Annotated in this window: 19 protein-coding genes and 1 pseudogene; 7 read left to right on the top strand and 13 right to left on the bottom strand. The window is 73.0% G+C overall.

Annotated elements, in window-relative coordinates; genetic code table 11:
• Positions 1-5: 5 nt before the first annotated feature.
• Both ACFY32_RS14175 and ACFY32_RS14180 read right to left on the bottom strand, forming a co-directional pair.
• The gene (locus ACFY32_RS14175) at positions 6-1,247 is read right to left on the bottom strand and encodes a cytochrome P450 (RefSeq protein WP_359197406.1); all 1,242 of its coding nucleotides are present in this window, start codon (positions 1,245-1,247) and stop codon (positions 6-8) included.
• A pseudogene (locus tag ACFY32_RS14180) lies at positions 1,244-2,326 on the bottom strand (type III polyketide synthase); the annotation flags it as partial. The gene ACFY32_RS14175 and the pseudogene ACFY32_RS14180, both read right to left, overlap by 4 nt.
• Positions 2,327-2,501: 175 nt before the next feature.
• On the opposite strand from ACFY32_RS14180, the gene ACFY32_RS14185 reads away from it, so the two are divergent.
• The gene (locus tag ACFY32_RS14185) at positions 2,502-3,182 is read left to right on the top strand and encodes a transcriptional regulator (protein WP_359197828.1); all 681 of its coding nucleotides are present in this window, start codon (positions 2,502-2,504) and stop codon (positions 3,180-3,182) included.
• Here the strand turns inward: ACFY32_RS14185 and ACFY32_RS14190 are convergent.
• The 5 genes from ACFY32_RS14190 to ACFY32_RS14210 form a co-directional block, all read right to left on the bottom strand.
• On the bottom strand, positions 3,170-3,406 hold the full coding sequence (locus ACFY32_RS14190; protein WP_359197403.1) for a DUF6213 family protein: 237 nt from the start codon (positions 3,404-3,406) through the stop codon (positions 3,170-3,172). The genes ACFY32_RS14185 and ACFY32_RS14190 overlap by 13 nt on opposite strands.
• 26 nt (positions 3,407-3,432) lie before the next feature.
• Positions 3,433-4,818: an NADP-dependent succinic semialdehyde dehydrogenase gene (locus ACFY32_RS14195; protein WP_359197400.1), complete on the bottom strand. Its 1,386-nt coding sequence runs from the start codon at positions 4,816-4,818 to the stop codon at positions 3,433-3,435.
• Positions 4,819-4,891: 73 nt separating this feature from the next.
• On the bottom strand, positions 4,892-5,353 hold the full coding sequence (locus ACFY32_RS14200; RefSeq protein ID WP_390674323.1) for an NUDIX domain-containing protein: 462 nt from the start codon (positions 5,351-5,353) through the stop codon (positions 4,892-4,894).
• Positions 5,350-6,888, bottom strand: a complete 1,539-nt coding sequence (locus ACFY32_RS14205; protein WP_390674324.1) for an ATP-dependent DNA ligase — start codon at positions 6,886-6,888, stop codon at positions 5,350-5,352. Before ACFY32_RS14205 ends, ACFY32_RS14200 begins: the two co-directional genes overlap by 4 nt.
• 64 nt (positions 6,889-6,952) lie before the next feature.
• A complete protein-coding gene (locus ACFY32_RS14210; protein WP_390674394.1) occupies positions 6,953-7,918 on the bottom strand; it encodes an NAD(P)/FAD-dependent oxidoreductase in 966 nt (321 codons plus the stop codon).
• A 62-nt stretch (positions 7,919-7,980) separates the two neighbouring features.
• Here ACFY32_RS14210 and ACFY32_RS14215 point away from each other — a divergent pair, with 62 nt between their 5' ends.
• The 6 genes from ACFY32_RS14215 (at position 7,981) to ACFY32_RS14240 (ending at position 13,238) form a co-directional block, all read left to right on the top strand.
• The gene (locus tag ACFY32_RS14215; protein WP_359197392.1) at positions 7,981-8,553 is read left to right on the top strand and encodes an XRE family transcriptional regulator; all 573 of its coding nucleotides are present in this window, start codon (positions 7,981-7,983) and stop codon (positions 8,551-8,553) included.
• A 95-nt stretch (positions 8,554-8,648) separates the two neighbouring features.
• Positions 8,649-9,614, top strand: a complete 966-nt coding sequence (locus ACFY32_RS14220) for an NADPH:quinone oxidoreductase family protein (RefSeq protein ID WP_390674325.1) — start codon at positions 8,649-8,651, stop codon at positions 9,612-9,614.
• The gene (locus tag ACFY32_RS14225; protein WP_390674326.1) at positions 9,611-10,792 is read left to right on the top strand and encodes an acyl-CoA dehydrogenase family protein; all 1,182 of its coding nucleotides are present in this window, start codon (positions 9,611-9,613) and stop codon (positions 10,790-10,792) included. Before ACFY32_RS14220 ends, ACFY32_RS14225 begins: the two co-directional genes overlap by 4 nt.
• On the top strand, positions 10,789-11,871 hold the full coding sequence (locus ACFY32_RS14230; RefSeq protein WP_359197383.1) for an acyl-CoA dehydrogenase family protein: 1,083 nt from the start codon (positions 10,789-10,791) through the stop codon (positions 11,869-11,871). Before ACFY32_RS14225 ends, ACFY32_RS14230 begins: the two co-directional genes overlap by 4 nt.
• A gap of 178 nt (positions 11,872-12,049) precedes the next feature.
• A complete protein-coding gene (locus ACFY32_RS14235; protein ID WP_359197381.1) occupies positions 12,050-12,913 on the top strand; it encodes a phosphatidylinositol-specific phospholipase C/glycerophosphodiester phosphodiesterase family protein in 864 nt (287 codons plus the stop codon).
• A gap of 130 nt (positions 12,914-13,043) precedes the next feature.
• Complete coding sequence (locus ACFY32_RS14240; RefSeq protein ID WP_359197378.1) at positions 13,044-13,238, top strand: hypothetical protein; 195 nt, start codon at positions 13,044-13,046, stop codon at positions 13,236-13,238.
• A 32-nt stretch (positions 13,239-13,270) separates the two neighbouring features.
• Here the strand turns inward: ACFY32_RS14240 and ACFY32_RS14245 are convergent, their stop codons facing one another.
• The 6 genes from ACFY32_RS14245 to ACFY32_RS14270 form a co-directional block, all read right to left on the bottom strand.
• Positions 13,271-14,467: a phosphodiester glycosidase family protein gene (locus ACFY32_RS14245; protein ID WP_390674395.1), complete on the bottom strand. Its 1,197-nt coding sequence runs from the start codon at positions 14,465-14,467 to the stop codon at positions 13,271-13,273.
• A gap of 264 nt (positions 14,468-14,731) precedes the next feature.
• Positions 14,732-15,121, bottom strand: coding sequence for a luciferase family protein (locus ACFY32_RS14250; protein WP_359197373.1), 390 nt, complete (start codon positions 15,119-15,121; stop codon positions 14,732-14,734).
• Positions 15,122-15,246: 125 nt separating this feature from the next.
• The gene (locus ACFY32_RS14255) at positions 15,247-16,323 is read right to left on the bottom strand and encodes a lytic polysaccharide monooxygenase (protein ID WP_359197369.1); all 1,077 of its coding nucleotides are present in this window, start codon (positions 16,321-16,323) and stop codon (positions 15,247-15,249) included.
• Between the two features lie 213 nt (positions 16,324-16,536).
• On the bottom strand, positions 16,537-17,667 hold the full coding sequence (locus ACFY32_RS14260; RefSeq protein ID WP_390674327.1) for a cellulose binding domain-containing protein: 1,131 nt from the start codon (positions 17,665-17,667) through the stop codon (positions 16,537-16,539).
• Between the two features lie 376 nt (positions 17,668-18,043).
• The gene (locus ACFY32_RS14265) at positions 18,044-19,075 is read right to left on the bottom strand and encodes a LacI family DNA-binding transcriptional regulator (protein ID WP_359197363.1); all 1,032 of its coding nucleotides are present in this window, start codon (positions 19,073-19,075) and stop codon (positions 18,044-18,046) included.
• A gap of 187 nt (positions 19,076-19,262) precedes the next feature.
• Positions 19,263-19,865, bottom strand: a complete 603-nt coding sequence (locus ACFY32_RS14270; protein ID WP_390674328.1) for an N-acetylmuramoyl-L-alanine amidase — start codon at positions 19,863-19,865, stop codon at positions 19,263-19,265.
• Positions 19,866-20,054: the final 189 nt, after the last annotated feature.

Below are 20,054 nucleotides of genomic sequence, written 5' to 3' on the forward strand. Positions count from 1 at the left end.
GCCGCTCACCAGGTGACGGGCAGAGCCTCGGGCCCGCGGATCAGCGCGCCCTTCTTGAACGGCACGTCCTCGGCCGCCACCGCCAGCTTCAGGCCCGGCACCCGGTCCAGCAGGGCGTCGACCATCAGCTCCGACTCCAGCCGGGCCAGCATCCCGCCCGGACAGTAGTGCGGCCCGAACCCGAAGGACACATGCGGATTGGGGCTGCGCTCGACGTCGATGGTCTCCGGGTCGGGGAAGACCTCCGGGTCGCGGTTGGCGGCCAGGTAGGACACGTACACCGCGTCGCCCCGGCGGATGCGGACACCGCTGACCTCCACGTCCTCCAGGGCGATCCGGGACAGGCCGACCGCGTTGCGGTGCGGGACCCAGCGCAGCAGCTCGTCGATGGCGCGGGGACGGACCTCCCGGTCGGAGCGGAGCCGTTCGGCCAGGTCGGGGCGGGTCAGCAGCAGGTAGAACATCTGCCCGCTGTTGTTGGTGACCGCCTCGCCGCCGATCTGCAGCAGCACCGCGAGCCCGACCGCCTCCTCCAGCGTGATCTCCCGCCGGCCCACGGCGGCGCCCAGCAGCGAGGTGACGTCCTCGCCGGTGCTGTCCTGCCGCAGGGCGATGAGGTCGGAGAAGTACGCGCTCATCTCCTGCTTGGCCCGCTCGCTGACCTCGGCGCCGTGCGACGAGGACAGGATGAGCTGGGTCCAGGTGTGCATGCCGTGCCGGTCGGTGGCCGGCACCCCCATCAGCTCGCAGATCACCGCGATCGGGAAGGGGCTCAGCACCGCCTCGGTGAGGTCGGCCGGCGGCCCCTCCGCCAGCATCGCGTCGATGAGTTCGTCCAGCAGGGAACGGGCCCGTTCGCGCACGCGTTCCACCCCGCGGGCGGTGAAGGCGGCGGCCACCGAGCGGCGCAGCCGCGTGTGGTCGGGCGGGTCGAGGAAGCCGACCGCGCCGCGCGCCGGGATGAAGTGCGGGGCGAGCCGGGTGACCTGCCGGTCCATGACCGGCTCCCGGCCGAACCGGGGGTCGTTGGCGACCGTGCGCACGTCCTCGTAGCGGGTCACCAGCCAGGCCCAGCCCTCGCCGTTGGGCAGCGCGATCCGGGTCACCGGACCCTCGGCCATCAGCTCGCGCAGCACCGGGTCGAAGTCGGTGCCGGGCAGGTCCAGGGCCGGCCACTGCCGGACCGGCGGTGCGGTGCCGGGCGCCGGGTCGGGCGGCACGGTCAGGGGGATGGTCTCTTCGCTCACGTTCGTCTCACGCCCCGGTTCTCGTCCGCGGTCCGCCAGTGGCCCAGGGACATCTCCGCGGTGATGCCCGGCCCGAATCCCGCCAGCAGCCCGCGCGCCAGGTGCTCCGCGCCGCCCTCGTCGAACATCCGGCGCAGCGCGTCCAGGACGACGGCACTGGCGATGTTGCCGTACTCGGTCAGCGTGGCCCGGCTGAACCGGAAGGCGTGCGGGTCGACCCGGAGGAACTTGCTGAGGTCGTCAAGGATGCGCGGCCCGCCCGCGTGCACGATGTAGAAGTCCAGGTCGGACGCGTCCCAGCCGTGGTTGCCGGCCAGTTGCATCAGCGCGGGGGCGAGCGGCTCCATGGTGGCCGGCACCCGCTTGTCCAGCAGGAAGTGGAAGCCGGTCGCCTTCACGTCGTACATGATCCACTCTTCGGTCTTGGGGATCAGGTACGAGCCGTTGCGCTCCAGGCTGACGCCGGTGCCGCCCTGGCCGCGGACCACCGCGGCGGCGATGCCGTCGCCGAACAGGCCGTTGGAGAGCAGCGAGCCCACGCCGATGTCGGTGGGCTGGTAGCACAGCGAGCAGAACTCGCAGGCCACGATGAGCGCGTTGCCCTGCGGGTAGGCCGTGCAGAAGTCGTGCGCCCGGTTGATCGCCGCGCCGCCCGCCGCGCATCCCAACTGCGCGATGGGTATCTGCCGGGTGGTGCAGTCGAAGCCCATCTCGTTGATCAGCCAGGCGGTGAGCGAGGGCATCATGAAGCCCGTGCACGACACGTAGATGATCACGTCGATGTCGGTGGCCAGGAGTTCCGCGTCGTCCAGTGCCCGCTGGATCACCGAGGGCACGCGGGCCTTCGCCTCGGCCTCGTAGAGCTTGTTCCGGTCCTCGAAACCGGGGTGCTTCAGGGTCTCCTCGATGGGCTGCACGATGTGCCGGGTACGCACACCGGTGTTCTCGATCAGCCGGAGGGCCAGCGGCAGTTGGGGATGGCCGGCGTGGCGCTCACGGGCTAGCTGAAGGGTCTCCTCCATCGTGATCACGTGCTCGGGGACGGACACCGAGGGTCTGCACAAAGTCGCCATGAACCGTGCCTGCTTTCGCCTCCCGGAGGGCCTTGCGCCCGCCGGTCAGAAAGGTGGTCACCTCTGGGGGTGTTCATCCAACGATCACCCGGCGGGACGCCGATCTCTCGCCGGGCTACTCCGTCCCGGGGACCCTGGCAGGGTGGAGTACGACCGCACGGCCGAGGCGACGGAGGAAACGATGGCCCTCACGGCACGGCAACTGCTGGCGACCACCACCGGGAAACTGGCCCCCGACCCCGGCGCCAACCCGCTGGTGCCGCTGCTCGCGCGGGGCGCGGCGAGCCGGGACACCCTCGCCGCGCTGGCGCTGGAGCAGCGCTGGGTGATCCCGGCCGACCGCCGCGCCTTCGAGTACCTCGCGCACCGCACCGCCGACGGCGCCCCGGACACCGCCGCGTACTTCACCGCCCTCGCCGAGGGGGAGGGCATCGCCGCCGAGAGGCTGGCGGGGTTCGCGGCGGCCTGCTCAGTGGGCGAGGAACGGACGGTGAAGCACGCGCCGCTGCCCGGCTGCCAGGCGTACCCGTCGTACATCGCCTGGCTCGCGGTCAACGGCTCACCCGCCGAGACCGTCCTCGCCCTGCACGCCAACTTCTCCGCCTGGGGCGGCTACTGCGCGACCATCGCCGCCGCCCTGCGCCGGCACTACGGCTTCACCGACGAGGCGTGCGCCTTCTTCGACTTCTTCGCCGCGCCCGCGCCCGAGCTGGACCTGAAGGCGACGGCCGCCGTCCAGGAGGGGCTGGCCGCGGGCGGCCTGAACCAGGACCTCACACAGCGCTACGGGCGGCTCCTCCTGGCCTACGAGGCGATGTTCTGGCGCAGTCTGCGGGAACTGGAGGGGCCTCAGCCCGACTGACCGCTGCTGTGGGCGATGCAGGCCACGTCGATCCGGTCGGCCAGCTTGGCCAGCTCGATGGTCAGGGCCGCGACGGTGTCCTCGTCCAGGCTCACCTCGCCGTTCTCCACCAGGCGCAGCCACCGTCCGCCCACCGTGCGCAGCAGCTTGCTCACGTCGGCCGCGGCCACCTGCAAGGTGCCGCGGTGGTCGACGATCAGGGGGAGGGTCACTTCGCGGGTCACAGAAAGGGATCGTAGCCGCGGATGCCTCACGCCCCGTGCCATACGGTGGTGATGTTGCAGAACTCCCGGATTCCGTGCCCGGACAGCTCACGGCCGTACCCCGACCGCTTGATCCCGCCGAACGGGAGCGCCGGATGCGAGGCCGTCATCCCGTTGACGTACACCCCGCCCGCCTCCAGGTCCCGGACGAACCGGTCCACGTCGGCGTCGTCCCGGGTCCACACGTTGGAACTGAGGCCGAAGTCGGTGTCGTTGGCGATCAGGACGGCCTCGTCCAGGTCGGCCGCGCGGTAGAGGGTGGCCACCGGGCCGAAGGTCTCCTCGCGGTGGATGCGCATCTCGCGGGTGACGCCGGCCACCACGGTCGGCGGGTAGTACCAGCCGGGCCCCTCGGGGCGCTCGCCGCCGCAGAGCACGTCGGCGCCGCCGCGCACCGCGTCCTCGACCAGTTCCACCAGGTCCGTCACGCCCCGTTCGCTGGAGAGCGGACCGACCTCGGTCTCCTCGTCCATCGGGTCGCCGACCCTGAGGGCCTTCATCCCGGCGACGAAGCGTTCGGCGAAGGCGTCGTAGACGTCGGTGTGCACGATGAACCGCTTGGCGGCGATGCAGGACTGCCCGGCGTTCTGCGCCCGCGCGGTCACCGCCACCCGGGCGGCCCGGTCGATGTCGGCGGACGGCATCACGATGAACGGGTCGCTGCCGCCCAGCTCCAGCACCGTCTTCTTGATCATCTCCCCGGCGGTGGAGGCGACCGCGCGGCCCGCGGGCTCGCTGCCGGTGAGGGTGGCGGCCTTGACCCGCTCGTCGCGCAGGACGTCGTCGACCGCCGCCGAGCCGATCAGCAGGGTCTGGAAGCAGCCCTCGGGGAAGCCGGCGCGGTGGAAGAGGTCCTCCAGGTACAGCGCGGTCGCCGGCACGTTCGAGGCGTGCTTGAGCAGCCCCACGTTGCCCGCCATCAGCGCCGGGGCGGCGAACCGGATCACCTGCCAGAGCGGGAAGTTCCACGGCATGACCGCGAGGACCGGCCCGAGCGGGCGGTAGCGGACCAGGGCGCGGGAGGCCCCGGAGTCCTTCACGTCGGCCGCGGCGGGCTCCTCGTCGGCGAGCAGCCCGGCCGCGTGGTCGGCGTACCAGCGCATCGCCTTCGCGCACTTCGCCGCCTCGGCGCGGGCCTGCTTGATCGGCTTGCCCATCTCGGTGGTGATGACCTTGCCGATCTCGTCCTGGTCGGCCTCCAGCAGATCCGCGGCCCGGTGCATCAGCCGGGCCCGCTCCTCGAACGTCGTCGTCCGGTACGTGCGGAAGGTGGCCTCGGCGAGCTGGAGACGGCGTCCGGTCTCCTCCTCGCCCATGGCCTCGTACGTCCTGACCGTCTCGCCGTTCGCCGGGTTCACCGTCGCGATGGGCATGGCTGACCTCCCTTGGGGCGGGCTGTGCTGCGGCCTTCGCGCCGGACACGGGGCGCGGGCGCGAAGGGTCTCGTCAGCCCGAGTGCTCCGCCAGGCGGTCCAGAAACGCGGTCTGCGCCGAGACGATCACCTCGCGGGCCGCCGCCAGGGACAGCCACGCCACCCGGTCCAGCTCCGGGAACTCCGCCGTCCGGCCCGAGCGCGGCGGCCACTCCATGCGGAAGGTGCCGGGGACCACCGCCGCCGGGTCGAGGTCCGCCTCGACCGCCCAGACCGTGACCAGCTTGCCGCCGGACTGCCGGACCTCGCCGAGCGGTACGGCCGCCCCGCCCTCCGGCGGCGGCAGCCCCAGCTCCTCCTGGAACTCGCGCCGGGCCGCGTCCCAGGCCGGCTCGTCGTCCCCGTACTCGCCCTTCGGCACGGTCCAGGCGCCCTTGTCGCGGCGGGCGTGGAACGGGCCGCCCATGTGCCCGAGCAGCACTTCGAGACCGTCACCGGTACGGCGGTACAGCAGCAGGCCCGCGCTGCGCCTCACGGCGCCGCCTCCGGGTGGGCGGCGAACAGGGTCTCCAAGGTGTCGGCGTCCTCGGGGCGCTTGTCCTCGCGGTAGCGGATCACGCGGGCGAAGCGGAGGGTGACGCCGGCCGGGTAGCGGGTGGAGCGCTGGAGGCCGTCGTAGGCGATCTCGACCACCAGTTCGGGGCGGACGGTCACGCCCCAGGGGTGCTCCTCGACGGCCAGTCCGCCCAGGCGCCCGGTCTGCCAGGTGAGCAGCGCGTCGGTCATGCCCTTGAAGGTCTTGCCGAGCATGACGAAGGAGCCGTCGGCGGCGCGGGCGCCCAGGTGCAGGTTGGAGAGCTTGCCGGTGCGGCGGCCGTGGCCCCACTCGGCGGCCAGGACGACCAGGTCGAGGGTGTGCACGGGCTTGACCTTCAGCCAGGAGGCCCCGCGCCGGCCCGCGCTGTAGGGGGCGTCGGTGCCCTTGACCACGACCCCCTCGTGGCCGCGCGCCAGCGTCCCGGCGAGGAAGTCCTCCGCCGCCTCGACGTCCTCGGGCCCTCCCACCACCACGCGCCGCACCCGCATCGGCTCGGGGACCAGACGGGCCAGCTCCGCGTGCCGCTCGGTCAGCGGCAGGTCGAGCAGGTCCCGGCCGTCGACGCAGAGCACGTCGAAGAAGACGGGGGAGACGGGCACCGCCCGCGCCGCCGTGGCCACGTCGGTGCGGGAGCCGACCCGCCCGGCGGTCTCCTGGAAGGAACGGGGACGCCCGTCCGCGCCGAAGGAGATCACCTCGCCGTCCAGGACGAACCGCTCGACCGGCAGTTCCCGGGCCGCCCCGGTCACCTCGGGCAGCCGCTCGGTGATGTCGTCCAGGGTGCGCGTGTAGAGCCGTACGGTGTCGCCGTCGCGGTGCACCTGAACGCGGATGCCGTCGAGCTTCTCCTCGACCGCGCAACCGCCGAGCTTCGCCACCGCCTCGGCCACCGAGGACGCGGTGTGCGCCAGCATCGGCAGCACCGGGCGGCCGACGGTGAGCCGGAACCGGGCGAGCGCGTCCGGCCCCTGCGCGAGCAGCGCCTCGGCCACCGCCTGGAGCGACCCCGCGAGCATCACCGCCCGCCGTACGTCCGCCGCCGGGGCCCCGGTGGCCCGCGCGAGCCCCTCCACGGCGACCGCGTCGAGCGCGCCCTGGCGGACCTCGCCGGTCAGCAGCCCCAGCAGGAACCGCTGCTCGTCCTCGGTGGCGGCGCCCATCAGCTCGCCGACCAGCCGGGTCCGCTCGGCCTGCGATCCGGCGCCGGAGACCGCGGCTAGCCGGGTCAGCCGGGCGTCCACCTCGCACACGGTCAGCGTCGGTGCGGCGGCGGGCGCGACGGGCCGGCCCAGCACCTTCCAGCCGACGCCGATCCGGCCCTGCGGCAGCCGTCCCGCGAGATACGGGATGACGATCGGGACGTCCGCCGCCTCCGCCTCCCGGAACAACTCCGCGAGCAGGGCGGTCTTCCGGGACCGCGCCGAGGCGGCCGCGACCTCCCGGGACACCTGGGCCAGTCGGGCGAGCAGCATGCCCTTCATGGTGCACCGGGACAGCCGGTCTCACACCTGGCCGGGCCGTCGGCGGGGACCCTCGTCAGTCCCCCAGGAACGCATCCACGTCGGACATGATCAGGTCGCCGACGATCGCGGAGGCCGCCCGGTAGCCGCCGCTCGCCGCGTGGACGACCTGCTCGGTGTAGCCCATCGCGTTGCCCGCGGTCCACACCCCGGGCACGCTGGTCAGGCCGGTCGGGTCCACCACCGGGTACGCCCCGAACGGGGTCTCCGTCAGCTCCGCCCCCAGCTCCCGCAGCAGCCCGTTGCGCGGCACGGCACGCGGCGCCACGAACACCACCGACCGCTCGTGCACGCTCCCGTCGGCCAGTTCGACGCCGGTGATCCGGTCGTCCTCGACCACCAGCCCGGCCACCTCGCCCGGCACCACCTTCACACCGGCCGCCGCCAGCCTGCGCAGGTCCTGGTCGGACAGCTCGCCCTCGTCGACCGTGTGCAGGAACAGGATCACGTCGTCCGACCAGCCGGACACCATCAGCGCCTGGTGCACGCTCAGCGGGCTGCTCGCCAGGACGCCGAAGCGCTCGTCGCGGACCTCCCAGCCGTGGCAGAACGGGCAGTGCAGCACGTCCCGGCCGAACCGCTCCGCGACCCCGTCGACCGCCGGCGGCTCGTCCTTCAGGCCGGTGGCGACCACCAGCCGCCGGGCGCCCACGGTCCGCCCCCCGGCCAGTCGCACGGTGAAGCCGTCGCGCTCCCCGGCGACGCCCACCGCCCGGTCGCGGACCAGCTCCACGCCGTACGCCGCGATCTCCTCCCGGCCGATCGCCAGGAACTCGGCGGGCGGCATGCCGTCCCGGCTCAGATAGCCCTGCATATGGGCGGCGGGCGCGTTGCGCGGCTCGCCCGCGTCCACGACCAGCGTCCGGCGCCGGGCCCGGCCCAGGGTGAGCGCGGCCGACAGCCCGGCGGTGCCGCCGCCGATCACGACCACGTCGTACGTCCCGGTGTCCTGCGTCTTCTCGGTCACGGTGACCACCTCCACCGCGAGAGTCACCCAGGAGCTGCTGTATTGACAAACACGTTTGCCGGAACTGCAATAAAGCAATGACGACGGACGACGTACTCGCGGGTGTCGGCCCGCGGCTGAGGCAGCTCAGGAAGGAGCGCGAGGTCACCCTCGCCTCGCTCTCCGAGGCCACCGGCATCTCCGTGAGCACCCTCTCCCGGCTGGAGTCCGGCCTGCGCAGACCCAGCCTGGAGCTGCTGCTGCCGATCGCGCGGGCCCACCAGGTGCCGCTGGACGAACTGGTCGGCGCCCCACCGGTCGGCGACCCCCGGGTGCGCTCCCGGCCGGTCCAGCGGCACGGCCGCACCTACTGGCCGCTCACCCGGCAGCCGGGCGGCCTCCAGGCGTTCAAGGTGCTGGTGCCGCCGCGCCGGGAGGAGCCCGAGCTCCAGACGCACGAGGGCTACGAATGGCTCTACATGCTCTCCGGCCGGCTCCGCGTCGTCCTCGGCGACCACGACCTGGTGATCGGCGCCGGGGAGGCCGTCGAGTTCGACACCCGGGTGCCGCACTGGTTCGGGGCAGCGGGGGAGGGGCCGGCGGAGTTCCTCAGCCTCTTCGGACCCCAGGGCGAGCGGGTGCACGTACGGGCGCGGCCCGCGCGGACGTGACGTTCCCGACGGCTCCCCGACGGTTCCCTGATCGGCAAGCGACCGCTTAGTATGCGGTTGACCCGGTCGGACGACGCAGTCGGTGGAGGCTCCGCATGCAGGCATGGCAGGTGCACGAGAACGGCGAGCCGGGCGAGGTGATGCGCCTCGCGGACGTGGCCCCGCCGACGCCCGGCGAGGGGCAGGTCCTGCTCAAGGTCCGCGCCGCCGCCGTCAACTTCCCCGACGCCCTGCTGTGCCGGGGCCAGTACCAGGTCAGGCCGCCGCTGCCGTTCACCCCCGGCGTGGAGGTCTGCGCCGAGACCGAGGACGGCCGCCGGGTCATCGCCACCCCCGTCCTGCCGCACGGCGGGTTCGCCCAGTACACCCTCGCCCACACCGCCGCGCTGCTGCCCGCGCCCGACGCCCTGGACGACGCCCAGGCCGCCGCCCTGCATATCGGCTACCAGACCGGCTGGTTCGGCCTGCACCGCCGGGCCCGCCTGGAGGCCGGCGAGACCCTGCTGGTGCACGCCGCCGCGGGCGGGGTCGGCAGCGCGGCCGTCCAGTTGGGCAAGGCCGCCGGCGCCACCGTCATCGGCGTCGTCGGCGGCGCCGGGAAGGCCGCCGTCGCCCGCGAGCTGGGCTGCGACCTGGTGATCGACCGCAAGAGCGAGGACGTCATCGCCGCCGTGAAGGAGGCCACCGGCGGCCGGGGCGCCGACGTGATCTACGACCCCGTGGGCGGCACCGCCTACACCCAGTCCACCAAGGTCGTCGCCTTCGAGGGCCGGATCGTCGTCGTCGGCTTCGCCAGCGGCACCATCCCGAGCGCGGCGCTGAACCACGCGCTGGTGAAGAACTACGCCGTCCTCGGCCTGCACTGGGGCCTGTACAACACCAAGAACCCCAAGCTGGTCCGGCACTGCCACGAACAGCTCACCGAACTGGCCGCCCGGGGCGCGATCTCTCCGCTGGTGAGCGAGCGGGTGCCGCTGGACGGCGCCGCGGGCGCCGTGCAGAAGGTCGCCGACGGCACGAGCACCGGCCGGATCGCCGTCGTGATGGAGGAGACAGCATGACCGACGCAGCCGAACTGCGCCACCGTACCCAGGAGTTGCTGGCCGCGCACCCGCCCGCGAGCACCGGCCGCCTGGACTTCCTGCGGGCCCGCTTCGACGCGGGACTGGCCTGGGTGCACTTCCCCGAGGGCCTGGGCGGCCTCGGCGCCCCCCGCACCCTGCAGCCCGTCGTCGACGCCGAACTGGCCGCCGCCGACGCCCCCGACAACGACCCCCGGCGCATCGGCATCGGCCTCGGCATGGCCGCGCCGACCATCCTCAAGTACGGCACCGAGGAGCAGAAGCGCCGCTTCCTGCGCCCGCTGTGGACGGGCGAGGAGGTCTGGTGCCAGTTGTTCAGCGAACCCGGCGCCGGCTCCGACCTCGCGGCCCTCGGCACCCGCGCCGTCCGCGACGGCGACGCGTGGGTGGTCAACGGGCAGAAGGTGTGGACCTCCAGCGCGCACATCGCCCGCTGGGCCATCCTCATCGCCCGCACCGACCCGGACCTGCCCAAGCACCGGGGCATCACCTACTTCGTCTGCGACATGACCGACCCGGGCGTCGAGGTCCGGCCGCTCAGGCAGATCACCGGCGAGGCCGAGTTCAACGAGGTGTTCCTCACCGACGTCCGCATCCCCGACGACCGCCGCCTCGGCGAGGTCGGCGACGGCTGGCGGGTCGCGCAGACCACGTTGAACAACGAGCGCGTCGCCATCGGCGGCCGGCGCCTGCCCCGCGAGGGCGGCATGATCGGTCCGGTCTCCCGTACCTGGCGCGAACGCCCCGAACTGCGCACCCACGACCTGCACCAGCGCCTGCTCACCCTGTGGGTCGAGGCCGAGGTCGCCCGGCTCACCGGGGAGCGGCTCGGCCAGCAGCTCGTCGCCGGCCACCCCGGCCCCGAGGGCGCCGGCATGAAACTGGCCTTCGCCCGCCTCAACCAGGAGATCAGCGGCCTGGAGGTCGAACTCCGCGGCGCCGAGGGCCTGCTGTACGACGACTGGACCATGCGCCGCCCCGAGCTGGTCGACTTCACCGGCCGCGACGCCGGATACCGCTATCTGCGCTCCAAGGGCAACAGCATCGAGGGCGGGACCAGCGAGGTCCTGCTCAACATCGTCGCCGAACGCGTGCTGGGCCTGCCCGCCGAGCCGCGCACCGACAAGGACGTCGCATGGAAGGACCTCGCCCGATGAGCGCACAGCCGGACCTGCTGTACTCGGAGGAGGAAGAGGCGCTGCGCGCCGCCGTCCGGGACCTGCTCACCGACCACTGCGACCCGGCCGGCGTCATCGCGCGCACCGAGTCCGACGCCCCGCACGACCGCGCCCTGTGGAAGTCCCTCGCCGAGGGCATGGGCCTGGCCGGACTGCTCGTCCCCGAGGAGTACGGCGGCCAGGGCGCGACCCACCGCGAGGCCGCCGTCGTACTGGAGGAACTGGGCCGGTCCGTCGCCCCCGTGCCCTACCTGACCAGCGCCGTCGTCGCCACCGAGGCCCTGCTCGGCTGCGCCGCCGGTGACCTGCTGGCCGAGCTGGCCTCCGGTAGGCGCGTCGGCGTCCTCGCCGTCGGCCTGCACCTCGCCCCCGGGGCCGGCCGCACCGCCGCACGGCTCGAAGGCGGCGCGCTGCACGGGGAGCTGACCGGCGTCGCGGACGCCGCCGTCGCCGACGTGCTGCTCGTCCCCGCCGACGACGGCGGGCTGTACGCCGTGGAGGCCGAGGCCGCCACCGTCACCCCGGTGACCTCCCTGGACCTCACCCGGCCGCTCGCCACGGTCACCCTGGACGGGGCACCGGGGCGGCGACTGGGCGACGCGGAGCCCGCCGTACGACGGGCCCTGCGGGCCGGCGCCGGACTGCTCGCCGCCGAGCAACTCGGCCTCGCCGACTGGACGTTGACCGAGACCGTCCGCTACCTGAAGGAACGCAAGCAGTTCAACCGGCCGGTCGGCGGGTTCCAGGCGCTCAAGCACCGCCTCGCCCAGCTCTGGCTGGAGACCGTCCACCTGCGCGCCGCCGCCCGCAACGCCGCCGACGCGCTCACCACCGGCGCGGACACCGACGTGGCCGTCGCCGTCGCCCAGGCGTACGCGGCACCGGTCGCCGTCCGCGCCGCCGAGGAGGCGCTACAGCTCCACGGCGGCCTCGGCATGACCTGGGAACACCCCGTCCACCTCTACCTCAAGCGCGCCAAGGCCGACTCCCTCGCGTACGGCACGGCGGGCGCCCACCGCGCCGCCCTCGCCGAGCTGGTGGAACTCCCGGCCCCGTAAGGCGACCTCCGGCGAAACGCCCGCCCGCCCCCCGGGCGGGCCTTTCGCGCGCACCGGACCGTCACGAAGTGAACAGGTGACGGCCCTTCGGCCAATTCACCGCGCGACCCTGCTCCCCGGGCCGGTCCGGCTCGCATACTCACTGAGGTCCCGTACGCCGCTACCAGGGAGGCAGCGCATGGCCCTCACCACCCGCCGCAGAGCCCTCACCACCCTCGGCGCCGCCCTCGCCGGGTCGCTCGCCCTGCCCGCCACCTCCGCGCTGGCCGGCGAACGCGCCCACCGCCCCCGCCCGCTGTGGCGCGCCCACGCCCACAACGACTACGAGCACCCCCGGCCCCTCCTCGACGCCCTGGACCACCGCTTCGGCAGCGTCGAGGCCGACATCTACCTCGTCGACGGCCAACTCCTCGTCGCCCACGACCCGGTCGACCTCGACCCGGCCCGCACCCTGGAGTCCCTCTACCTCGACCCGCTCGCCGCCCGGGTGCGCGCCCAGGGCGGCAGCGTCTACCGCGGCCACCACCGCCCCCTGCAACTCCTCGTCGACATCAAGACCGAGGGCGCCTCGACCTACCGCGAACTCGACCGCCACCTGCGCCGCTACCGGCACCTGTTCACCACCTACGCCCACGGCAGGGTGCACCCCGGCCCGGTCACCGCCGTGATCTCCGGCGACCGCGCGGCCCGCGTCCCCATGGAGGCGCAGACCACGCGCCGCGCCTTCTACGACGGCCGGCTCACCGACCTCGGCACCGCCGCGCCCGCCTCCTTCGTCCCGCTGATCAGCGACAACTGGACGGTCCACTTCACCTGGCAGGGCGTCGGCGCCTTCCCCGAGGCCGAGCGGCGCAAGCTGCGCGACATCGTCCGCACCGCCCACGCCCGCGGACAGCGCGTCCGCTTCTGGGCCACCCCCGACCAGCCCGGACCCGCCCGCGACGCGGTCTGGACCGAACTGCTCGCCGCCGGCGTCGACCACCTCAACACCGACGACCTAGCCGGCCTCGAAGCCTTCCTGGACGCCCGCGAGGCCGCCTAGGGCCGCCCGGCGCGCCGGACGACACCACACGTTCGGCGGACGGCGCAGCCGCCCGGACCAACCCTCCGCTACGCCACACTTGCGGCCGAATGCCGTGAACCGGACACGCGGCGTGGCGGAGGGATAGTCGATGGCCATTTCCATCTCTGTGGTGCTGCTGCTCGCCGTCCTGGCAGTGATCTTCCTGCGCAACGGCGGACTGAAGTTCTCCCACGCGGTGGTCTGCCTGCTGCTGGGTTTCTACCTGGCGAACACCAGCGTCGCCCCCACCATCAGCAGCGGCCTGACGGCCACGGCGGACATCGTCAGCGGCCTCAGCCCCTGAGACGCGGCGGCGGCGACGCCACGTACACGAGATCAGGAGGCCGGGAAGACACCGATGCCGTTCGGGACGGGGCGTTCCGCACCGCCGCTGGGATGGTTGCGCACCGAGACGCCGGACGCCCCCGGCTGCCGGGCCACCAGCGTGGTCGAGCCGCCGCCGTCCAGGCTGAAACCCTCCGTCGCCCCCAAGTCCGCCAGGGTATGGGCGACTTCGGCGATCGTCAGTCCGGTGCGGTAGGCGGACGCCCCGTCCACCGCGAGCAGCAGCACCCGCCGCCCGCCGTCCGCGACGCCCACGGCGGTCCGTACCGCCGAGGTCCGGTCGTCCAGCCCCGCCGGCGGCCTGCCCCCCGCGAGCACCGGAAAACCGCCCAGCGCGAAGCGGTACGCCGTCCCGGACGCGGCCTTCAGCCCGTGCGTGAGCCGCACGGCCTCACCGGTGGAGAGCTTCCGCAGCTTCGCCGCCCCCTCCTCGCGGCCGACCAGCACCGTGGTGTCCGGGCCGATCGCCCCGCTGCCGGGGGTATCGGACGCGGACACCACCTCGCCGTCGCGGACCGTCACCTCGTAGGTGTCCGTGCTGCACGGGGCGGCCCGGTCGGTGTCCGTTCCGCAGGTCGCGCGCAGCCGGGAGACCTCGCCCCACTCGCCGGTGAACGCGCCGATGGAACCGACGGGCAGCGCGTACTGGTTGAACCCGCCGAGCGGCAGCGTGCCCTCGGCCGTGCCGACCGACCCGGCCAGGCGCAGCGCGTCCAGCCGGGCCCGGCCGTCGCCGGCGACCCCGAAGACGTCCTCGGTGCTCGTGCCGGGCGGCAGCGCGGGTCCGAACCGCTGCCCCGCGGGCACCGCCGCCTTCAGCGGCCGGCCGTCCGTGACCGCCGGGCCCACGGGGGCGCCGGTCGCCTCGACGCCCGGGTGCTGGCTCTCGGTGATGTTGAAGAAGTCCCCGTTGACGCCCCCGAGGGCGCCCTGCGCGTCGGCCAGTCGGGAGACCGGGGCCCGCGCCGCGACCGCTCCCGGGTACAGCAGCCCCAGTCGCACCTTCGGCTCGCTCAGGTCGACGTCGAGCACATGGGCCCGGGTCGCGCCGGCCCCCGCGGTGATGTCGAGCGTCCGGTACGTCACTCCCGGCGCGATGTCCACGGCCCGCTGCGCGGCGCCGGCCGGTGCGGCTCCCAGCAGGGCGGCGGCGGCCAGCGCGGTGGCGGACGCGAGGAGGGCGAGCACCGGTCTGCGCGCCCCGGTCCGGTCGAGTTGCTCGGGATGTGTCACGGGAGGACCCCCTGATGTCTCGTCGACGGACGTGCGCAATCAGGGGAAGTGCACCAGAACCGCGCGGCCTTGCGGGTGCCGGTGCGCCGACGACGCGGGAAAGGGCCGGAAAACGCACCCCGTCGGGTGTCTGGGCGTCGGCGAGGTGACCGCTTGTCGTACCGGGCTCTCCGGTCGGGACCGGAGCCTCGGGTTCCGGCCGGAGCGTGCGCGGGCCCGTCAGCCGTCCAGCGCGCCGTCGCGGGAGAGGACCGTGACCCGGTGGAAGTTGCAGCCCGTCGGCGGCTCCCCGACGGGACCCGTCTGGTGGGCCTTGAGCGCGATGCTCACCAGGCTCAACAGCAGGTCGACGTCCGCGTCGCAGTCGAGGTGCACCGTCACCCAGCGCGAACCCGGCACCAGATGGATCGCGCTGGACCCGCCGAGGTCGTAGTGGAAACGCTGGATGGACCGGCGGGTCAGATGCAGATCCACGTCCCGGTCCGAATGGAAGTGCACGATCTCGTCACGGACGGAGCGCAGTGCCCGCCCGGTACCGCAACTGGCCGGCCCCGCCGTCAGGTCGGGCCAGTCCTGCAGTCGCTCCAGGGCACGCTGGGCCAGAGTCATGTGCCCATCGTCGCTCGATCACCGCCCGGCAACCAGGGGTTGAGCGATTCGTAACCGGCACGTGAGGTTGTCCGGGTTCCGCACGGCGGACGGAACCCGGACAACCCGGACAGGGGAACCAGGAGCTAGACGCAGCTCACCGATCCGACCGGCGAATTATTGCCGGAGGACGTGGCGGTGAATCCGAAGGTCGTACTGCCGTCCGGCGCTATCACCCGGTTGTGGTCCGCGTTGCGGACCGTCACCGTGCCGTCGGTCCCGGTGGACAAGGTGCCGTTCCATACACTGCTGATCTTCGTCCCCGAACCGGGCTTCCACTGCACGGACCAGCCGTTGCGGGGCTCGGTGCCGTGGTTCATGACCTCCACGGAGCCCTGGAAGCCGCCGTTCCAGGCGTTGACGATGGTGTAGACGGCCATGCAGGAACCGGTGTGCGGCGGGTCCGACGGGTCGGGATCGGTCGGGTCCGGGCTCGGCGTACCGCCCGAGCCGCGGATGCCGGTCACCTCGCCGTTGCCGCCGTCGAAGACGACGTCGGAGCAGGAGAAGAAGTTCTCCTGGCTGTCGGAGCGCACCCACTGGATGAACAGCACCGCGTCACCGGAGCGGCCCGAGGGCAGCGCCAGGTCCCAGTAGTAGTGGCCGCCGTTGCTGCCCGCCCCGCCCTGCTGCGGCGGGTTGGTGACCGTCTGGATCAGGTCCAGGTCGGCCCAGCGCAGTTGGGAGGTGGGCGACCAGCCGGGCTTGGTGAGGTAGACCCGGAAGTCCCCGGGGTGCGCGGCCCAGTTGCTGTACTGCACCTGGATCGACTTCCCGGACGTCAGATGGGTCTTCGGCCAGTCGGCGCGGGCGGCGTTGTACCCGGTGAAGTTGTACGGCGACCGGTTGCCGGCGCTGCACAGCGTGCCGTCCGGCACATAACCGGCGCCCCGGCCGCCCGCGTTGGAGTCGAGCACGGCGAACCAGTTGTACAGCGCCGTCGAACCGCTCTCGTTCAGCGCGGCCCGGCAGGCGGGGTTGGTCGGGTCGAGGCCGCCGGTGCTGGTGATGGCGTCCAGTTGGCACAGGTACGTGCGGGAGCCGGGCATCATCGCCACGCCGTGCGCCTCGGCCTTGCCCTGTCCGAGAACGGTCAGACCGAGCGCGCCGAGCAGGGTGGCCAGGACGGCCGCGAGGGAGAGGAGTCTGCTGCGTCGAGCCATGGAATCTCCTGTTGCGGGATTTCCGGGGTGAGTGGGGGGGGATCGGCCTACGAGGGCTGGAACCCCCGCTCGTCCGGGAACGTGCTCCGACCGGACGGGCGGGGGGCAGGTGGGGAGACGCGGACGCCTCCGGGGGAAGCCGGGGCCCGCCCTGCCGGCGGGGTGGAAGGCAGGGCGTGCCCCGGGGCGGGGGGTGGCGCGCCGGGCGGCCTGCTAGGCGGTGCTGCAGGCCGTGCCGTTCAGCGTGAAGGCGGACGGCTTGGCGAACGTGCCGCTGTACGTGCCCTGGAACCCGAACGTCTGGCTGCCGCCGGCCGCGATCCGCGCGTTGTACCCCTGGCCGCTCGCGGTGACCGCGCCCGAGGACGGGGTCACCGACGCGTTCCACGCCTGGGTGATCCGCTGTCCGGAGGGCAGGGTGAAGGCGAGCCGCCAGTCGTCGACGGCCGTGGTGCCGGTGTTGGCGACGGTGACATCGGCGGTGAACCCGCCCGACCAGACGTTGGTGCCGTACGTCACCTTGCAGGCGGCCGGGGTGCCGGGATTCCCGGGGTTCCCGCCGCCGGTCTGGACGGTCGAGGAGAAGCTGTTCACCGCGAGCCCCGCGCCGTTCTGCCAGGGCTCGAAACCGGCCTGGACGCTCGTCAGGTACCAGTCGTTGCCGGCCAGCCCGCGCGAGACGGTGTGCCGGACGAAGTCCATCACGTCGAAGCTCCAACTGCTGATCGCCGAGGGCGCCACGAAGGACAGCACGTCGTTGGAGCCGTTGCTGCCCGACCACACCTCCCACGACCGGCCGCCGACGGTCGCCGTGCCGACCGGCGAGCCGATCGGCTGGATCGGGCCGACCCGGTTGAACCAGATCATGATCTCGGTCCGGTTCACCCCGTCGGTCCGCGGCGTCGGATCGAGCCAGATGTCGTACGAGGCGTTGTAGACGGCGTCACTGACGTAGCCGTAGGAGATGCTGCTGGGCGCGGCGGAGATGCCGGAGACCCGGGCGGGCAGGTTCGTGCCGGGCGAGCAGTTGGTGTAGTGGCAGCCGTTGAAGACCGACGGATACGACTTGGGGGCGCCGTTGGTCGGTACCGAGCCGTCGGCCCGGCTCAGCCGGAAGCCGGTGTCGGTGGCGGTGACGCACTGCTCGGCGCTGGTGCCCCAGCGGTTGTTCTGGACGACGTACCGGTTCTGGATCGTCGTCGAGCCGAACTGCTCGCAGATCGTGGTGTCGGCGGCCCAAGCCGGCGTCGCGGCGGTCACCAGCGTCCCCATGAGGACGAGGGCCGAGAGCAGTGCTCCTAGGAGACCACGCGTGGCCTGGGCCTGGTGCGGTAACGGTCGCATGCGGGGGGAACCTCTCTGGGAGGAAAACCTGGGAAGCCGTGCGGGAGGAGCGCCCCCATCTCCCCACTGATGGGAGCGCTCCCATTACCTGTTTGACGGGGACTGTAGGAGCGGTTCATGTCCCTGACAAGACTGTGCGCAGAAAGGGATGCATTTTTCTGCGGGGTGAGGTGGGTGCGGCGGGCTCGGCGGAGCGGGGCGAGGCTGGGGCGGCGAGGTCGGGGCAGGAGGTCGCGCACCTGGAGGGGCGCGGGGAGTCGCGTCGGGTCGGGAGCGCTCCCGGGACGTCCGGTCGGGCCGAGTCCCCGGACCACCAGATGCGTACGGAGGGGCGCGGGGAGCCGCGCAGGACCGGGAGCGCTCCCGGGGCGTCCGGTCAGGCCGAGTCCCGGACCACCAGCTCCGTGCGGAGGATGACGTGCCGCCAGGCCGACGCCGAGTCCTCCATCTCCTCCAGCAGCAACCGCACCATCGCCCGGCCGATCTCCTCCACCGGCTGCCGGACCGTCGTCAGCCGCGGGTCCGTGTGCTCGGCCAGCAGGAAGTCGTCGAAACCGATCACCGCGACGTCCTGCGGCACCCGCCGCCCCGCCGCCAGCAGCGCGGTCAGCGCCCCGGCGGCCATGGTGTCCGACGCCGCGAACACCGCGTCCAGCTCCGGATGCCGCTCGATCAGCCCCGTCATCGCCCGGCGCCCGCTCTCCTGCGTGAAGTCCCCCTCCGCGACCAGCGAGGACCGCACCTCCACACCCGCCCGCTCCAGCGCCTCCCGGTAACCCCGCAACCGGCACTCGGCGACATACATGTCGAGCGGCCCCGTGATGGTCGCGACCACCGAACGGCCCCGCTCCAGCAGATACCCGACCGCACCCCGCGCACCGCCGGTGTTGTCCGCGTCGACGTAGGTGACGCTCTCCTCACCGGAACGCCGCCCCAGCATCACCGTCGGCAACCCGGCCTCGGCCAGCATGTCCGGCAACGTGTCCTCCGCGTGCACCGACATCATCAGCACACCGTCGACCCGCCCGCCGCGGGCGTACTCCACGAAGCGCCGCCGCTCGGCGTCCGTGCGGACCAGGGTGAGCAGCAACTGCACCGGCGTGGCGGGCATGTCGGCCAGCGCGTCGCCCACGGCCCGCACGATCTCGGTGAAGAACGGCTCACCCACCATCCGCCAGTCCGTCTCCGTCATCACCAGCGCCACCGCGTCCGCCCGCCGCCCGGCCAGTGAACGCGCCGCGAGGTTCGGGACGTACCCCAGCTCGCTGATGGCCCGCTGCACGGCACGCCGGGTCGAGTCCCTCACCCCGGCCGCGTTGTTGATGACCCGGGAGACGGTGCCCCGCCCCACGCCGGCCAGGGCGGCCACCTCCTCCAGCGTCGGCGTATCGGGACGCTGCCTGCCCATGCCCGTCACCCCCCACGAGATCGTCCGATACTACGGTGATCCCGGCGCCGGGATCGAGCGATGACGGGCAGGCGGTGGCCGGTGGTGGCGGGTACGGGCGGGTGCGGACCGGCGGAGCACGGGCGTCCGGGCCGCCGTGCGGCAGGCGGGGTCGCACTGCCGGGTGAGGCGGCGTCACCCTGTTCGGTCAGGCGAAGTTGACCAATCTGATGTAACGGGTCCAGTCCCACAGCGGACCGGGGTCTGTGTGGTCGCTGCCCGGCACCTCATGATGTCCGATGATGTGCGCCCGGTCCTTGCGGATGCCGTACCTGTCACAGAGCGCCGCGGTCAGCGCGGCCGACCGCTCGTACAGCGCGTCGGTGAAGTATCTCGGCTGGTCCACCCACCCTTCGTGCTCGATGCCGATGCTGCGTGTGTTGTAGTCCCAGTTGCCCGCGTGCCAGGCGATGTCGGCCTCGCGGACACACTGCGCGATGTGCCCGTCGGCGGACCGCACCACATAGTGCGCCGACACCTTCTTCTGCGGGTCACGGAAGATGGCGAGGGTGTCGGCGTACGTCTCCTGCGTGACGTGGACGACCACGTAGTCGACCGGATAGGCCGTGGGCCGGCTGGACCTGGTGTAGTTCGAACTGCTCGCCGGCTGCCACTCGGCGTCCGGGTAGTCGGCGGCCCGCGCTCGCGCGTCGGCGGGGGCGCCGGAGAACAGCGCGCAGGGCGCGGCGGCGAGCGCGGCGCCGCCCGCGAGGAGCCGTCGTCTGCTGGTCAGCGGTCGTACTCGGTCCATGGAGTTCGCCTTTCAGCCGTTCGAGGGATGAATCACCGTACGACGGCCCAGGGTTGGGCAGAAGGAGGCCGGGAATTCCGGTGGACGACGGCGTGACTGTGGAAAACTCCGTCACCCGTCCGAGCGAGGGCCGCACGGGAGAGGGCGAGCGGACGGAGAGGCGAGCGGACCGGGAGCATCAGCTCACGC

This window comes from Streptomyces sp. NPDC000134 (assembly GCF_042899225.1).
Lineage (GTDB): Bacteria > Actinomycetota > Actinomycetes > Streptomycetales > Streptomycetaceae > Streptomyces.